The sequence below is a fragment of the Pseudomonas sp. B111 genome (genome assembly GCF_026428275.1).
Taxonomy (GTDB): Bacteria; Pseudomonadota; Gammaproteobacteria; order Pseudomonadales; family Pseudomonadaceae; genus Pseudomonas; species Pseudomonas aeruginosa.
In genome coordinates, this window is record NZ_CP097857.1 from 2602674 (window position 1) to 2617820 (window position 15147).

At 68.8% G+C, this 15147-nt stretch carries 13 protein-coding genes; 6 read left to right on the forward strand and 7 right to left on the reverse strand.

The features are described 5' to 3' along the window. Positions 1 to 52: 52 nt before the first annotated feature. The 6 genes from M6E97_RS12070 to M6E97_RS12095 all read left to right on the forward strand — a co-directional run bounded on the left by M6E97_RS12070 (position 53) and on the right by M6E97_RS12095 (position 5653). On the forward strand, positions 53 to 469 hold the full coding sequence (locus M6E97_RS12070; RefSeq protein WP_003088942.1) for a CBS domain-containing protein: 417 nt from the start codon (positions 53 to 55) through the stop codon (positions 467 to 469). A gap of 66 nt (positions 470 to 535) precedes the next feature. After that, entirely contained in the window at positions 536 to 1783 is a 1248-nt protein-coding gene (locus M6E97_RS12075; RefSeq protein WP_003088939.1) for a zinc-dependent alcohol dehydrogenase, read from the forward strand. Positions 1784 to 1786: 3 nt separating this feature from the next. Beyond that, a complete protein-coding gene (locus M6E97_RS12080; RefSeq protein ID WP_003139560.1) occupies positions 1787 to 2725 on the forward strand; it encodes a DUF72 domain-containing protein in 939 nt (312 codons plus the stop codon). Further along, the gene (locus tag M6E97_RS12085; protein WP_003113649.1) at positions 2722 to 3459 is read left to right on the forward strand and encodes an endonuclease/exonuclease/phosphatase family protein; all 738 of its coding nucleotides are present in this window, start codon (positions 2722 to 2724) and stop codon (positions 3457 to 3459) included. The genes M6E97_RS12080 and M6E97_RS12085 overlap by 4 nt, the downstream gene beginning before the upstream one ends. Then, a complete protein-coding gene (gene clsB / locus M6E97_RS12090; protein WP_034005593.1) occupies positions 3456 to 4661 on the forward strand; it encodes a cardiolipin synthase ClsB in 1206 nt (401 codons plus the stop codon). Before M6E97_RS12085 ends, clsB begins: the two co-directional genes overlap by 4 nt. Beyond that, positions 4658 to 5653, forward strand: coding sequence for a lysylphosphatidylglycerol synthase domain-containing protein (locus M6E97_RS12095; protein ID WP_003132150.1), 996 nt, complete (start codon positions 4658 to 4660; stop codon positions 5651 to 5653). Before clsB ends, M6E97_RS12095 begins: the two co-directional genes overlap by 4 nt. A 1-nt stretch (position 5654) precedes the next feature. Here M6E97_RS12095 and glgB read toward each other — a convergent pair whose 3' ends face one another. The 7 genes from glgB to M6E97_RS12130 all read right to left on the reverse strand — a co-directional run bounded on the left by glgB (position 5655) and on the right by M6E97_RS12130 (position 15083). Continuing rightward, positions 5655 to 7853, reverse strand: a complete 2199-nt coding sequence (gene glgB, locus M6E97_RS12100) for a 1,4-alpha-glucan branching protein GlgB (protein WP_023099613.1) — start codon at positions 7851 to 7853, stop codon at positions 5655 to 5657. Next, on the reverse strand, positions 7850 to 11152 hold the full coding sequence (gene treS, locus M6E97_RS12105) for a maltose alpha-D-glucosyltransferase (protein ID WP_034005591.1): 3303 nt from the start codon (positions 11150 to 11152) through the stop codon (positions 7850 to 7852). The genes glgB and treS overlap by 4 nt, the downstream gene beginning before the upstream one ends. Positions 11153 to 11162: 10 nt before the next feature. Continuing rightward, a complete protein-coding gene (locus M6E97_RS12110; protein WP_034005590.1) occupies positions 11163 to 13157 on the reverse strand; it encodes an alpha-1,4-glucan--maltose-1-phosphate maltosyltransferase in 1995 nt (664 codons plus the stop codon). A 143-nt stretch (positions 13158 to 13300) separates the two neighbouring features. Next, on the reverse strand, positions 13301 to 14182 hold the full coding sequence (locus M6E97_RS12115) for a Ku protein (protein WP_003100825.1): 882 nt from the start codon (positions 14180 to 14182) through the stop codon (positions 13301 to 13303). 22 nt (positions 14183 to 14204) lie between these two features. Then, positions 14205 to 14447: a hypothetical protein gene (locus tag M6E97_RS12120; RefSeq protein WP_021264738.1), complete on the reverse strand. Its 243-nt coding sequence runs from the start codon at positions 14445 to 14447 to the stop codon at positions 14205 to 14207. A 13-nt stretch (positions 14448 to 14460) separates the two neighbouring features. Further along, on the reverse strand, positions 14461 to 14952 hold the full coding sequence (locus tag M6E97_RS12125) for an MgtC/SapB family protein (protein ID WP_003100824.1): 492 nt from the start codon (positions 14950 to 14952) through the stop codon (positions 14461 to 14463). Beyond that, positions 14949 to 15083 (reverse strand): PSPA7_2676 family Cys-rich small protein, encoded by a 135-nt coding sequence (locus M6E97_RS12130; RefSeq protein ID WP_003160215.1) that lies wholly within the window; start codon positions 15081 to 15083, stop codon positions 14949 to 14951. Before M6E97_RS12130 ends, M6E97_RS12125 begins: the two co-directional genes overlap by 4 nt. Positions 15084 to 15147: the final 64 nt, after the last annotated feature.

Here is a 15147-nt window from a genome sequence, read left to right on the forward strand (position 1 = left end):
CTGTAGGTGCCGCACGCGGCGCCCGCACATCCACCCTACACAGGAGGACAGCATGAAGATCAGCGACATCATGACCCGCAACGTCCAGGTCGCCGACCCGCAACAGAGCATCCGCGAGGCGGCCGCCACCATGGCGAGGATCGACAGCGGCGCCCTGCTGGTCGGCGAAGGCGACCGCCTGGTCGGGATGATCACCGATCGCGACATCGCCATCCGCGCGGTGGCCGGCGGCCTGTCCGGGGATACCCCGCTGGGCCGCATCATGAGCGGCGACATCCACTATTGCTTCGAAGACGAAGACGTCCAGCACGTGGCCCGCAACATGGCCGACATCCAGATGCGCCGCCTGCCGGTGCTCAACCGCGAGAAGCGGCTGGTCGGCGTGGTTTCCCTGGGCAACATCGCCAGCTGCCGCGACCAGGCCTCCAGCGCCACCGTCCTGCAGGGCGTCGCCCAGGCCCACTACTGAGCCTTTCTTCCACCCGGCCCGCCTTTGCCGTTCCGGCCGAGGCCGGGCCCCAACCGGGAGAACGCCATGAAAGCCGTGGTATTCCATGACATCGGCGACATCCGCCTGGAAGACGTGGCGGAGCCGCGCCTGCAGGAACCCACCGACGCCATCGTGCGGCTGACCGCCTCGGCGATCTGCGGCACCGACCTGCACTTCGTCCGTGGCAGCGTCGGCGGCATGCGTCCGGGAACCATCCTCGGCCATGAGGGCGTGGGCATCGTCGAGGCGCTCGGCGACGAAGTGCGCAACCTGCAGGTCGGCGACCGGGTGGTGATTCCCTCGACCATCGCCTGCGGCAATTGCGTGTATTGCCGAGCCGGCTACTACGCCCAGTGCGACGTCGCCAACCCCGGCGGCAGCCAGGCCGGCACCGCGTTCTTCGGCGGTCCCCGGGCCAACGGCGGCTTCCATGGGCTGCAAGCCGAGAAAGCGCGGATTCCCTATGCCAACATCGGCCTGATCCGCCTGCCCAGCAGCATCAGCGACGACCAGGCGATACTCCTGTCGGACATCTTCCCCACCGGTTACTTCGGCGCCGAACTGGCCGGTATCGCCCCCGGCAACACCGTCGCCGTGTTCGGCTGCGGTCCGGTCGGCCAGTTCGCCATCGCCAGCGCGTTGCTCCTCGGCGCCGCCCGGGTGTTCGCCATCGACCGCCACCCGGACCGCCTGCACATGGCCCGCCAGCAAGGCGCCGAAGTGATCGACTTCGAGCGCGAGGATCCGGTCCAGGCCCTGCGCTGGCTGACCGCCGGGATCGGCGTGGACCGCGCCATCGACGCCGTCGGCGTGGACGCCGAGCACAGCCATGGCACCGCCACCCCGGCGCCGCGCCAGGAGGGCACCAGCTGGAGTCCCGGCAACGCCCCCGCACAGGCCCTGGAGTGGGCGGTGCAGGGCCTGGCCAAGGCCGGCACCCTGTCGATCATCGGCGTCTACGCCGAAGACTCGCGGCAGTTTCCCATCGGCCTGGCGATGAACCGCAACCTGACCATCCGCATGGGCAACTGCCACCACCGCAAGTACATTCCGCTGCTGCTCGAACATGTGCTCAGCGGACGCATCGACCCGGCGAAGATCCTCACCCAGGTGAAGCCGATCGGCGACGCCATCGAGGCCTTCGAAGCCTTCGACCGCCGCGAGACCGGCTGGATCAAGGTCGAACTGGTGCCGCAGAAGCGCCAGGTCGAGGGCAGCGAGGAACGCCTCGACGAACGCGCGGTGGACGAACTGGCGCGCCGGCCGACGCCGGAAAGCGGCGCCCGGGGGTGATGCATGAGCGCACCGGCACGCCTGCGCATCGGCATTTCCGGCTGGCGCTACGCCCCCTGGAGAGGTGACTTCTATCCCGAGGGGCTGCGCCAGAAGGACGAACTGCGCTTCGCCTCGCGGGCGGTGAACAGCATCGAGATCAACGGCACCTTCTACGCCCTGCAGACGCCCGAGCGCTTCCGCGGCTGGGCCGAGGACACCCCCGAGGACTTCGTTTTCAGCGTCAAGGCCCCGCGTTACATCACCCACGTGCGGCGCCTGCGCGAGATCGACGAGCCGCTGGCGAACTTCTTCGCCTCCGGCCCCCTCGCCCTGCGCCAGCGCCTCGGCCCGTTCCTCTGGCAGTTCCCGCCGAGCATGCGCTTCGACCGCGAGCTGTTCGCCGATTTCCTCGCCCGCCTGCCGCGCGACGGCGCCGCCGCGCAGAAGCTCGCCCGGCACAGCGCCGCGCGCCTGCACCGCGAGGGCTACCTCGACGGCGATCCGGCGCAGCGCCTGCGGCATGCCGTGGAAATCCGCCATGAGAGCTTCGTCGACCCGACGTTCATCGAGCTGCTGCGCGAATACCGGGTGGCCCTGGTGGTGGCCGATACCGCCGGCAAGTGGCCGCTGCTCGGCGACGTCTGCGCCGACTTCCTCTACCTGCGCCTGCATGGCGACAAGGAGCTGTACCGCAGCGGCTACTCGGAAGCGGCCCTGGGCCAGTGGCAGGCACGGATCCACGCCTGGGCCAGCGGCGGCCAGGCCGACGACCTGCGCCGGGCCAGCCAGGACGCACCGGCGAAGGCGACGGCGCGCGACCTGTACTGCTACTTCGACAACGACGTCAAGGTGCGCGCACCTTACGACGCCCGGCGCCTCCTGCAGCTGCTGGAACTCGACGGCAGCCTGCGCACGGTGCCCGGACAGTTGCCCGATGACCTGCGGGAGAGTGCCGCATGATCCTGCCGCGCCTGCAGGTGCTGACGGTGAACACCCACAAGGGTTTCAACCCGTTCAATCGGCGCTTCATCCTGCCGGAGTTGCGCGAAGCGGTGCGCAGCGTCGGTGCCGACCTGGTGTTCCTCCAGGAGGTCCTCGGCTCCCATAGCCTGCACGCCGCGCGCCTGCCGTCCTGGCCGCCGGCGCCGCAATACGAGTATCTGGCCGACAGCATGTGGCCGCAGTTCGCCTACGGGCGCAACGCGGTGTATCCCGAAGGCCACCATGGCAATGCCGTGCTCTCCAAGCATCCGATCCTCGCCCACCGCAACCTCGACGTCTCGGTGGCGGGCAACGAGGAACGCGGCCTGTTGCATGCGGTGATCGACATCGGCCGTCCGCTGCACGCGGTCTGCGTGCACCTGGGATTGCGCGAGGCGCAGCGCCAGCGCCAGTTGCAACTGCTCTGCGAGCTGGTGGCGGGCCTGCCGGAGCGCGAGCCGGTGGTGGTCGCCGGCGACTTCAACGACTGGCGCCAGCGCGCCGACCGCCTGCTCGCCGGTTGCGGCCTGCGCGAAGTCTTCGTCGGCGCCCAGGGCCGGCCGGCGCGCAGCTTCCCGGCGCGCTGGCCGGTGCTGCCGCTGGACCGCATCTACCTGCGCAATGCCCGCGGGCGCCAGCCGCGCATCCTCTCGCGGCGGCCCTGGTCGCACCTGTCCGACCACCTGCCGCTGGCGGTGGAGGTGGAGCCATGAACTTCCCCTGGCGCGACGGCAACCGCGTAGAACTGCTGATCAACGGCGAAGAGTACTTTCCGCGCCTGTTCCAGTGCATCGCCGAGGCGCGCCGGGAGATCCTCCTGGAAACCTTCATCATCTTCGAGGACGAGGTCGGCCGGCAGTTGCAGGAAGCCCTCAGCGCCGCCGCCGAGCGCGGTGTCGAGGTACAGGTCACGGTGGACGGCTACGGCACCGCCTCGCTCAGCACGGACTACCTGGCCAGGCTCACCGCCGCCGGGGTTCGCGTGCACCTGTTCGACCCGCGCCCGCGCCTGCTCGGCATGCGTACCAACCTGTTTCGCCGGTTGCACCGCAAGCTGGTGGTGATCGATCGCCAGCAGGCCTTCGTCGGCGGCATCAACTACGGCGAGGACCACCTGGTGCGTCGCGGCAACATGGCCAAGCAGGACTACGCGGTGCGCGTCGAGGGCCCGGTGGTGCGCGATATCCGCCAGGCCTGCCTGGCGCTGCTCGAACCGGACGCCGACTACCCGCCGTTGCGGCCGTCGGGCGCCGGGCAGCCGGCGCGGGTGCGCCTGGTGATCCGCGACAACGACCAGTCCAGCGACGACATCGAGCGCGAGTACCTGCAGGCGATCCGCCAGGCGCGGCGACGCCTGCTGATCGCCAACGCCTATTTCTTCCCCGGCTACCGCCTGCTTCGCGAGCTGCGCGATGCGGCGCGCCGCGGCGTGCGCGTCGACCTGGTACTACAGGGCATGCCGGACATGCCGCTGGTGCGCCTGTGCAGCCGGCTGCTCTACGACTACCTGCTGCGCGAGGGCGTGCGTATCCACGAATACTGCCAGCGTCCGCTGCACGGCAAGGTCGCGGTGATCGACGACGACTGGTCGACCATCGGTTCGAGCAATCTCGATCCCCTCAGCCTGTCGCTGAACCTGGAGGCCAACCTGGTGATCCACGACGTCGCCTTCAACGGCCAGCTCTACCAGCACCTGCGCGAGCTGGCGCGCCGCCACTGCCGGCGCATCAGCCGCCGCCACGCGAGGCGCGGCTACTGGTGGCGGGCGCCGCTGATCTTCCTCGGCTTCCACTTTTCCCGGCATTTCCCGGCCATCGCCGGTTGGGTACCCGCCCATCTGCCGCGCCTGAAATCGCTGGAGTCGCGTCCGTCGCGGCGCTGGCAGGAACGCCAGGGCCAGCGGGGCAACCCATGAACGGCGGCGGTCACGCAACTGCCTCGGCGGCGCCACGCCGCGCTCACTGGCGCTGGCTGCGCAGGCTGCTGACCCTGGCGTTCTTCGTGCTGGTCCCGGTGCTGCTGTTCCTGCTGGTGAAGAATCTCGACTGGCAGGAAGTCCGCCACGCCCTCGGCGAGTATCGCCCCGCGACCCTGTTCCTCGGACTGCTGCTGGCGGCCGCCGGCTATACGGTGTTCAGCAGTTTCGACCTGCTCAGCCGCTACTACATCGGCCACTCGCTGCCCAAGCGGCGGGTCTTCACCGTGGCCTTCGTGTGCAATGCGTTCAACCTCAACCTGAGTTCCTGGGTCGGCGCCGTGGCGCTGCGCTATCGCCTGTACAGCCGGCTCGGCCTGGGCATCGCCGACATCACCCGGATCCTCACCTTCAGCCTGGTGACCAATTGGTTTGGCTACCTGCTGCTCGCCGGCATCCTGTTCAGCTGCGGCCTGCCGGCCTTGCCGCCAGGCTGGAAGCTCGGCAGCGACGGCCTGCGCCTGATCGGCGCGCTGCTCCTGGCGCTGGCCGCCGGCTACCTGCTGGCCTGCCGTTTCGCCCGACGCCGCGCCTGGGGCTGGCGCGAGCATCGGCTGACCCTGCCGTCCTGGCGGCTGGCGGCCCTGCAAGGCCTGCTCGGAGCGAGCAACTGGTCGCTGATGGCGCTGCTGCTGTACAGCCTGCTGCCGCACGGCGTGGATTACCCGAGCGTCCTGGCGATCCTCCTGATCAGCAGCATCGCCGGGGTCATCACCCATATCCCGGCCGGGCTCGGGGTGCTCGAAGCGGTGTTCATTGCCCTGCTCCAGGGGCGCCTGTCCCAGGGCGTGCTGCTGGCCGCGTTGATCGGCTACCGGGTGCTGTATTTCCTCCTACCCCTGGCGCTGGCCTGCGTGGTCTACCTGCTGTTGGAGCGCCGGGCGATCCGCCTGCGCCGCAAACAGCGCCGCCTGCGCCAGGGCCAGGCCTGAATCAGCCGGCCGGACGCAGCAGCAGCGTGCCCAGCGGCGGCAGGTCGAGCAGCAGCGACTGCGCCTGGCCATGGGCGCCGCACGACTCGCTGGAGACGCGGCCCTGGCTGCCTGAGCCGGAACCGGCGAACGCCTGGGCGTCGCTATTGAGCAGCACGTCCCAGTCGCCGCCTTGCGCTACGCCGATCCGATAGCCCTGGCGCGGCACCGGGGTGAAATTGTGTACCGCCAGCAGCGATGGCTCGCCGGCCGCGTGGCGCAGCCAGGCGTAGACACTGTTCGCCTGGTCGTCGCCGATCAGCCATTCGAAGCCGAGCGCCTCGCCGTCGCGCGCATGCAGTGCGGGGAGTTCGCGGTACAGCCGGTTGAGGGCCGCCACCAGGTCCTGTACGCCCTGATGCTCCGGATAGCGCAGCAGGTACCAGTCCAGTTCGCCGTCGTGGTTCCACTCGCGCCACTGGCCGAACTCGCATCCCATGAACAGCAGCTTCTTGCCCGGGTGCGACCACATGAAGCTCAGGTACAGGCGCAGGTTGGCGAACTTCTGCCAGCGGTCGCCGGGCATCTTGTCCAGTAGCGAGTGCTTGCCATGTACCACCTCGTCGTGGGAGATCGGCAGGATGAAATGCTCGGAGAAGGCGTAGAGCAGGCCGAAGGTCAACTGGTGGTGGTGATAGCGCCGGTGCAGCGGGTCTTCGCCGATGTACGCCAGGCTGTCGTGCATCCAGCCCATGTTCCATTTATGGCTGAAGCCCAGGCCGCCCTCCGCCACCGGACGGCTGACGCCGGGCCAGGCGGTGGATTCCTCGGCGATCACCAGCGCGCCGGGGGTTTCGCTGGCGACCACCTGGTTGAGGTGATGGAGGAAGTCGATGGCCTCCAGGTTCTCCCGGCCGCCATGGCGGTTCGGCAGCCATTCGCCTTCCTTGCGCGAATAGTCGCGATAGAGCATCGAGGCCACCGCATCCACCCGCAGGCCGTCGACGTGGTAGGTGCGCAGCCAGTGCAGCGCCGAGGCCAGCATGAAGCCGTGCACCTCGCTGCGGCCAAGGTTGTAGATGTAGGTATCCCAGTCCTGGTGGAAGCCTTCGAAGGGATGTTCGTACTCGTACAGCGCCGTGCCGTCGAAACGGCCCAGGCCGTGGGCGTCGGTGGGAAAATGCGCCGGCACCCAGTCGAGGATCACGCCGATGCCGGCCTGGTGGCAGGCGTCGACGAACGCGGCGAAGTCCTCCGGCGTGCCGTAGCGCGCGGTGGGGGCGAACAACCCGAGCGGCTGGTAGCCCCAGGAGCCGCCGAAGGGATGTTCCATCACCGGCATCAGCTCGATATGGGTGAAGCCGAGCTGGCGCACGTAGGGAATCAGCTCCTCCGCCAGTTCCGACCAGTGCGGCGGCCGGCCGTCGCGGTGGCGCCAGGAGCCGGCGTGGACTTCATAGATCGACAGCGGTGCCGCATAGCCCTGGCGCTCCGCGCGCCGGGCCAGCCAGTCCTGGTCGCGCCACTCGTGGCGCAACGCCGCGCAGGTCTTCGAAGCGGTTCCGGGCGGCGTCTCGCAGGCCAGCGCCAGGGGGTCGGCCTTCAGCGGCAGGAGGCCGTCGTGGCCCTGCAACTCGTACTTGTACAGTTCGCCCTCGCCGAGGCGCGGGACGAACAGTTCCCAGACGCCGGATGGATAGCGTCGTCGCATCGGGTGACGGCGCCCGTCCCAGCCGTTGAAATCGCCGACCACCGAGACGCGCACGGCGTTCGGCGCCCAGACCGCGAAGCGCACGCCCTCCACGCCTTCGTGACGGGTCAGTTGCGCGCCCAGGCAGGAGGCCAGTTGGCGGTGGTTGCCTTCGGCGAACAGGTAAAGGTCGAGTTCGCCGAGCAACGGCCCGAAGGCATAGGGGTCTTCGCTTTCCTGCACGCCGTCCGGCCAGTGCACGCGCAGGCGGTAGCGCGGCGGCAGGCGCTCCAGGCGGCGCTGGAACAAGCCGCTGCCGGGGTCGCTCTGCTCCAGTTCGGCGAGCGTCGCGCCGTCTTCGTCGAGCAGCTCGACGCGCTGCGCGCCGGGCAGGTAGGCGCGCAGCACGCCGCCTTCGCCGCCGGGGTCGCGCTGCGGGCCGAGGAAGGCGAATGGATCGCCCTGCAGGCCGCGCTGCAGCTTGTCCAGCTCCAGTTGCCAGCGTTCGCGTTCGGACATCGGTTCGCTCATCGGTTCTTGCCCTTCAGGAGGTGTTCGGTGAGTTCGGCCAGACCGGCGAGAGGCACTTCCAGCCAGTCGGGGCGGTAGTCGGCTTCGTAGAGCAGTTCGTAGGCGGCCTTTTCCAGGCAGGCCAGGGCCAGCGCCGCGCCCTCGCCTTCGCGGCCGTGCCAGGCGTGCGCGAGGCCCGCTGCGGCGGCGCGGTAGCCGACCAGGAAGGCGTCGCGGGCTTCGCCGCGATAGCGCATGGCGACCTTGCGCCGGGCGCTGTCGGCCTGTTCCGAGCTATCGGTGCTCTGCGCGTTGCGCAGGACCATCGCCGCCGCGTAGTCGAACGAGCGCAGCATGCCGCCGACGTCCTTCATCGGACTGTGGCGCTGGCGGCGCTCTTCCAGGCTGCGCGCCGGCTCGCCCTCGAAGTCGATGAAGCGTGCGTCGCCCTGGACCATCAGCACCTGGCCCAGGTGCAGGTCGCCGTGAACCCTGATCAGCAGCCCGCCGGCTGCTTGCCGGGCCAGCAGCGGCAGGCGTTCGAGCAGCGCCGGCAGGCGTTCCAGCAGGCGCCGCGCCTGTTCCGCCGCCTCGCCCTGCAACGGCCGTGGCGGCTCGCTCAGGCGTTTGCCGGCTTCGCGCAACTGTTCGGCGATGCGCAGCGCCCAGGCCTGGACGCTGGCTTCGTCGCTTTCGCGGCTGCCGAAGGCCGGATCGTCCGACTCGCTGGCCAGTACGCTGTGCATCTCGCCGAGCCGGGCGCCGAGGTTGGCGGCGAAGCCGCGCAGTTCGGCGAGGCTGTCGTATTGCCCTTCGAGCGCCTCGCTGGCCGCGGATATCTCGTCGCGCACGGCTCGCTCCAGGTTGTCCAGGGTCCAGTTCCAGGCGTCACCCTGGTTGTTCAGGTAGCCCAGCAGGATCATCAGCGTGTGCGGCTCGCCATCCGCGCCGACCCGCCGTACCTCGCCGAGCAACGGGGCGATGCCGGGGTAGCCGTGGCGGGTCAGGTAGCCACCGACCTCGATTTCCGGATGCAGCCCCGGAAGGATCTTGCGCAGCACCTTGAGGACCATGCGCTCGCCGAAGCGGATCGAGCTGTTGGACTGCTCCACCGAGAACGGCAGGACGTCTTCGTCGGCGATGTCGTCCATTTCCGCCAGTCCCGCCGCCGGGATGAACTGGATCTCGCCGTCGCCGTGGGCGATCACCGCCTCGGCGCGGAGTTGCGCGAGGACCTTGCGGGCGAACAGCGGCAGGCTGGCGGCGTCGGTCAGCAGGCCGACCTTGCGCCCGCGCCGCAGGCGCGCCAGGGCCAGCAACTGAGGCAGGCTGTCGCCGCGCTGGTCGGCGTCGAGGAAGCCCAGCGGCAACTGGTAGCGCAGCCCGTCGATCTCCACTTCGCACAGCGCACAGCGCGGCTCCGCCTCGTCCAGCGGAACGATGTAGCAGAGCCGTGGTTGGCCTTTCTCGCCGGCGAACCAGCGGCGCTTCGGCAGGTAGGCCGGCAGCGTCTCGCCTTCCAGGATGTTCCGCGATGCGCCCTGCAGCAGCTCGCCGAGGCGCTGCTTGACCACCAGGGTCGGCAGTTCCGGCAGGCGCTCGTCGGCGGCCACGTGCCAGCTCGGCATCTGCGTCGCGTCGGCCAGGTAGAACCAGTAGAAGCCGTAGGGCGGCAGGGTCAGCAGGTAGGTCAGCTCGCCGATCGGCGGGAACGACATGCCGCCGATCATCTCCACCGGCACCTTGCCGGCATGGCTGGCGAGGTCCAGTTCCACCGCCTGGGCCGCGCGCGACAGGTTGGCCACGCAGAGGATGCTGTCCTGCCGTTCGCCCTCGGCGTATTCGCGCAGGTAGGCGAGGATCCGTCGGTTGCTCGGCGCGAGCATCTTCAGGCTGCCGCGGCCGAAGGCCTTCTGCTGGCTGCGCACGGCGAGCAGGCGGCGCATCCAGTTGAGCAGCGAATGCGGGTCGCGCGCCTGCGCCTCGACGTTGATCGTCTGGTAGCCGTACAGCGGGTCGAGGATCGGCGGCAGCACCAGCTTCGCCGGGTCGGCGCGGGAGAAGCCGCCGTTGCGGTCCACCGACCACTGCATCGGCGTGCGCACGCCGTCGCGGTCGCCGAGGTAGATGTTGTCGCCCATGCCGATCTCGTCGCCGTAGTACAGGGTCGGCGTGCCCGGCATCGACAACAGCAGGCTGTGCAGCAGCTCGATGCGCCGCCGGTCACGCTCCACCAGCGGCGCCAGGCGCCGGCGGATGCCCAGGTTGAGGCGCGCGCGGCGGTCGGCGGCATAGTGGTTCCAGAGATAGTCGCGCTCGTCGTCGGTGACCATCTCCAGGGTCAGCTCGTCGTGGTTGCGCAGGAAGATCGCCCATTGGCAATTGGCCGGGATGTCCGGGGTCTGGCGCAGGATGTCGGTGATCGGATAGCGATCCTCCTGGGCGATGGCCATGTACATGCGCGGCATCAGCGGGAAGTGGAAGGCCATGTGGCATTCGTCGCCCTCGCCGCCATCCTCGCCGCCGAAGTACGGCCGGGTGTCTTCCGGCCACTGGTTGGCCTCGGCCAGCAGCATGCGGTCGGGATAGTGCGCGTCCAGCTCGGCGCGGATGCGCTTGAGCACCTGGTGGGTCTCCGGCAGGTTCTCGCTGCTGGTGCCGTCGCGTTCGATCAGGTAGGGAATCGCGTCCAGGCGCAGGCCGTCGACGCCCATGTCCAGCCAGTAGCGCATCACCCCGAGCACCTCGCGCAGGACCTGCGGGTTGTCGAAGTTCAGGTCCGGCTGGTGGGAATAGAAGCGGTGCCAGTAGTACTGTTGGGCGACCGGGTCCCAGGTCCAGTTGGACTGCTCGGTGTCGATGAAGATGATCCGCGTACCCTGGTATTTCTCGTCGCTGTCCGACCAGACGTAGTAGTCGCGGGCGCGCGACCCCTTCTTCGCGTGGCGGGCGCGGATGAACCAGGGATGCTGGTCGGAGGTGTGGTTGATCACCAGCTCGGTGATCACCCGCAGGCCGCGTCGATGGGCCTCGGCGATGAACCGGCGGGCGTCGGCGAGGCTGCCGTAGTCGCTGTGCACGCCACGGTACTGGGCGATGTCGTAGCCGTCGTCGCGGCGTGGCGACGGGTAGAACGGCAGCAGCCAGAGAGTGTTCACGCCGAGGTCGGCGATGTAGTCGAGCTTCTCGATCAGCCCGGCGAAGTCGCCGATGCCATCGTTGTTGGCGTCGTAGAAGGATTTCACGTGGACCTGGTAGATCACCGCGTCCTTGTACCATTGCGGGTCGTTGAGAAAGACCGGTTTCTCGCGTCTGGCCATGGGTTTCTCCTTATGCGTCGACGCGCCGCACGCGCCAGATGCCGAACGGCAGGTGCCAGGGTTCGATGCGCATCCACTGGACCTTGCCGTGCCAGACCCAGCGATGCCCGTTCATCAGGTCCTCGCCCTGGAGGCTGGCGTCGTCGGGCAGGCCGAACTCCCACAGCGGCAGTTCGAAATGCGCCTCCTGGGCTTCGTGCGGGTCCAGGCAGACCGCCACCAGGACGAAGTTGGCGAGGTCCGCGGTGCGCTTGCCGAAATACAGGATGCGGTCGTTCCAGGCGTTGTAGGCCTGGAACCCGAGGTGCGTCTGCAATGCCGGGTTTTCCCGGCGGATGCGGTTGAGCCGGGCGATCTCGGCGACGATGTTGCCCGGCGCCTGGTAGTCGCGCGGACGCAACTGGTATTTCTCCGAGTCGAGGTACTCCTCCTTGCCCGGCAAGGCCGCCGCCTCGCACAGCTCGAAGCCGGAGTACATGCCCCACAGCCCCGACCCCATGGTCGCCAGGGCGGCACGGATGAGGAAGCCGGGGCGGCCGGAGCGTTGCAGGAACCAGGGATTGATGTCCGGGGTGTTGACGAAGAAGTTCGGCCGGTAGCAGTCGCGCCAGGGTGGCTGGTTGAGTTCGGCGAAGTACTCCGCCAGTTCCTGCTTGTCGTTGCGCCAGGTGAAATAGGTGTAGCTCTGGCTGAAGCCGACCTTGCCCAGGCGCGCCATCATCGCCGGGCGGGTGAACGCCTCGGAAAGGAAGATCACCTGCGGATGGCGGCCGCGCACCTCGGCGATCAGCCACTCCCAGAACGGCAGTGGCTTGGTGTGCGGGTTGTCGACGCGAAACAGCGTCACGCCCTGCTCGACCCAGCCCAGCACCACGTCGCGCAAGGCTTCCCACAGGCTCGGCAGGGCCTGTTCGGCGTAGAAGTCGACGTTGACGATGTCCTCGTACTTCTTCGGCGGGTTCTCCGCGTAGCGCAAGCTACCGTCCGGACGCCAGGCGAACCAGCCGGGATGCTCGCGCAGCCAGGGGTGGTCGGGGGAGCACTGGATGGCGAAGTCCAGCGCCAGTTCCATGCCGTGCTCGCGCACCGCAACGAGCAGCCGGCGGAAATCCTCGCGGTCGCCCAGTTCGGGATGGATCGCCTCGTGGCCGCCCTCCTCGCTGCCGATCGCATACGGGCTGCCGGGGTCGCCGGCCTCGGCACGCAAGGAATTGTTGCGGCCCTTGCGATGGGTGCGGCCGATGGGGTGGATCGGCGGGAAATAGAGAACGTCGAAGCCCATCGCGGCGATCTGCGGCAGGCGCCGGATCACGTCGTCGAAGGTACCGTGGCGTGTCGGGTCGCCGCTTTCCGAGCGAGGGAACAGCTCGTACCAACTGGCGAAGCGCGCCAGCGGTCGCTCCACCTCCAGCGGGTATTCGCGGCTGCGCACCAGGTGCTCGCGCGGGCCGACCAGACGCAACAGTTCGCCGGTCTGCGCCGCCAGCCACAGCGCCACCCGCTCCTCGACGCTCTGGCAGGCCTGCAGGCGTTCGGCCAGCGGCGCACAGGCGGCGGCGATCTCCGGACCGCCGCGCTCGGCGCAGCGCTGCAGCAGTTCGTCGCCCTCGCGCAGCTCCAGGTCCAGCGGCAGGCGTGCGCCATGCTTGGCACGCAATTCGCGGCGGTAGCCGGCAAAACGGTCGATCCAGGCCTCGATACGGAAGTACAGGCGGCCGCAGGTCGGCGTGCGCAACTGCGCGCTCCAGAAATCGTTGCCTTCGGGCAGCAGCGGCAGGCGCCGCTCCGCGGTTTCCCCGACACGCCGCCAGACCACCTCGGCACCGAGTACCTCATGGCCATCGGCGAAGATTCGCGCGGCCAGGCGCAGGTCGCGGTCGCTCTCGGTCTTCGCGGGATAGGCACCCTCTTCCACCACAGGGCTGACCGACTCGATGGCGATACGGGGCTGCTGGATGGCGATGACCAGCGGATCATCGTCGCTGTTGCGGACAATCGAACTCATCGAGGCGCGCTCCTCCGGGACGTGGGTTCGGCGATGGGTCGCGAGGCTTCCGCCGGCCTCGAATGGCCGGCGGCGCGGACGGTCATTGATTCCGAGCCCGCCGGCGACCGATTGGTTCAGGTTGATTTACCCAGCGGCTCGCCTCAGGCCTTGCGCCGCGAACGCGAGGCACCGGACTTGGCGCGACCCTTCGCGTCGGCCCCGGCCTTTTCGCTGCCCTTGTCCTTGCCGCCGCCGGCGCGGGAACGCAGGCTGCGCTTGAGCAGGTCGGTGAGATCGATGATGTCGGCGCCCTTGCCAGCCACCTCCTCCTCTTCCTCCACCGCGTGCAGCTGGCCCTTGGCGGCCTTTTCCTCGACCAGCTTCATGATCTTGTCGCTGAAGCTGTCCTTGTATTCGTCCGGCTCCCAGTGGGAGGCCATGTCCTCCACCAGGCGCTTGGCCATCTCCAGCTCGCGCTTGTCGAGTTTCGCCTCGGTGACGCTTTCGTCCAGCTCCAGGCCATCCAGGCTGCGCACCTGCGACGGCCAGCGCAGGGTGATCAGCACCAGGGCGTCCTGCAGAGGCCGCAGGAGCGCCAGGTGCTGGCGGGTGTGCAGGACGACGTTGGCCAGGGCGACCTTGCCGGTGCGCTCCAGGGTCTCCCGGAGCAGCGCGTAGACCTTGCCTCCGCGCCGGTCGGGGGCCAGGTAGTACGGGGTATCGAAGTGCTGCAGGGGAATTTCCTGGCTATCGACGAAAGCGAAGATCTCGATGGTCTGGGTCGACTTGGGATGCGCCGCGCGGATTTCTTCCTCGCTCAGCACCACGTAGCGGCCCTTTTCGTACTCCACGCCCTTGACGATGTTCTCGCGCTCGATCTCCTTGCCGGTGACCTTGTTCACCCGTTTGTAGCCGACCGGCTCCATGCTGCGCTGGTCGAGCCAGTCGAAATCGATGCCCTGCGACGAGGTCGCCGCCGACAGGCTCACCGGTATATGCACCAGGCCGAAGCTGATCGCGCCTTTCCAGATCGCACGCGCCATGCCGGTTTCCTCCTCTTGATGGTTACAGCGTGCCGCCGTCCGCGTAACGCACGCGGCCGTCGGCGGCGATGTCGGTGATGCGCTGGAGCAGGTTGTCGGCGGCGGTCTCGGCGTCGCTCAGGCAACTGCAACCCGGGGTCACTACCCACAGCATGCGTACCGCCGAGCCACGCCGCTTGGGCTGATAGAGGATCAGGCCGACCGGCTGGCAGCGCTCCTGCATCGCGTCGGTCCAGGCGGTACAGGCGTCGAAGTCCTTGAACATGACGGAACTCTCCTCAATGGCTATCGGAAGATGGCGGCGAACGGTTCAGGCAGGCCAGGACATGCAGCACCAGTAGCGCCAGGACCGTCCCGAGCACCGCGGTACCCTGGTGACCGAGTCCGACCGCGACGCCTATGGCGGTGCTGGCCCAGAGACCCGCCGCGGTGGTCAGGCCCCTGACCCGGCTTTCCCGACCTGCCTTGAGGATGGTGCCGGCGCAGAGGAAGCCGATGCCGGCGACGGTGCCCTGGATCACCCGGCTCAGCGCGTCCGCCCCGCCACTCTGCAATTGCAGCGGCATGACGAACAGCGCCGCGCCGAGGGTTACCAGCATGTGCGTGCGCAGGCCGGCGGCCTTGCCGCTCTGCTCGCGCTCGTAGCCGAGTACCGCGCCGAGCGCCGCCGCCAGCAGCAGGCGCAACGCGGCGCGGGCGGTCTGCTCGAAGTCGGCGAGATCGGCGAACTCCTCGCCGAGGATCTTCCACAACGTCTCCCAGGCGCTCATCGGCGTTGTATCTCGCTGTAGCGCAGGGCACCGCAACGCAGGCAGCGCTCGCAGTCGAAGGTTTCCTCACCCAGTCGCAACGCCGGTTGCCGGCACCAGTCGCAACCGCCTATCAGGCAACGCAAGGTCATCCGGGTCCTCCCGCCGAATCGCTCGGCCAGCCGCCCTTTCCAGCTGTGACCGACGAGACGACGG

Excerpts from the sequence above, each read along its gene's own strand:
- M6E97_RS12070 (WP_003088942.1), top strand. The coding sequence starts at position 53 with ATGAAGATCAGCGACATCATGACCCGCAACGTCCAGGTCGCCGACCCG.
- M6E97_RS12075 (WP_003088939.1), top strand. The coding sequence starts at position 536 with ATGAAAGCCGTGGTATTCCATGACATCGGCGACATCCGCCTGGAAGAC.
- M6E97_RS12080 (WP_003139560.1), top strand. The coding sequence starts at position 1,787 with ATGAGCGCACCGGCACGCCTGCGCATCGGCATTTCCGGCTGGCGCTAC.
- M6E97_RS12085 (WP_003113649.1), top strand. The coding sequence starts at position 2,722 with ATGATCCTGCCGCGCCTGCAGGTGCTGACGGTGAACACCCACAAGGGT.
- clsB (WP_034005593.1), top strand. The coding sequence starts at position 3,456 with ATGAACTTCCCCTGGCGCGACGGCAACCGCGTAGAACTGCTGATCAAC.
- M6E97_RS12095 (WP_003132150.1), top strand. The coding sequence starts at position 4,658 with ATGAACGGCGGCGGTCACGCAACTGCCTCGGCGGCGCCACGCCGCGCT.
- glgB (WP_023099613.1), bottom strand. The coding sequence starts at position 7,853 with ATGAGCGAACCGATGTCCGAACGCGAACGCTGGCAACTGGAGCTGGAC.
- treS (WP_034005591.1), bottom strand. The coding sequence starts at position 11,152 with ATGGCCAGACGCGAGAAACCGGTCTTTCTCAACGACCCGCAATGGTAC.
- M6E97_RS12110 (WP_034005590.1), bottom strand. The coding sequence starts at position 13,157 with ATGAGTTCGATTGTCCGCAACAGCGACGATGATCCGCTGGTCATCGCC.
- M6E97_RS12115 (WP_003100825.1), bottom strand. The coding sequence starts at position 14,182 with ATGGCGCGTGCGATCTGGAAAGGCGCGATCAGCTTCGGCCTGGTGCAT.
- M6E97_RS12120 (WP_021264738.1), bottom strand. The coding sequence starts at position 14,447 with ATGTTCAAGGACTTCGACGCCTGTACCGCCTGGACCGACGCGATGCAG.
- M6E97_RS12125 (WP_003100824.1), bottom strand. The coding sequence starts at position 14,952 with ATGAGCGCCTGGGAGACGTTGTGGAAGATCCTCGGCGAGGAGTTCGCC.
- M6E97_RS12130 (WP_003160215.1), bottom strand. The coding sequence starts at position 15,083 with ATGACCTTGCGTTGCCTGATAGGCGGTTGCGACTGGTGCCGGCAACCG.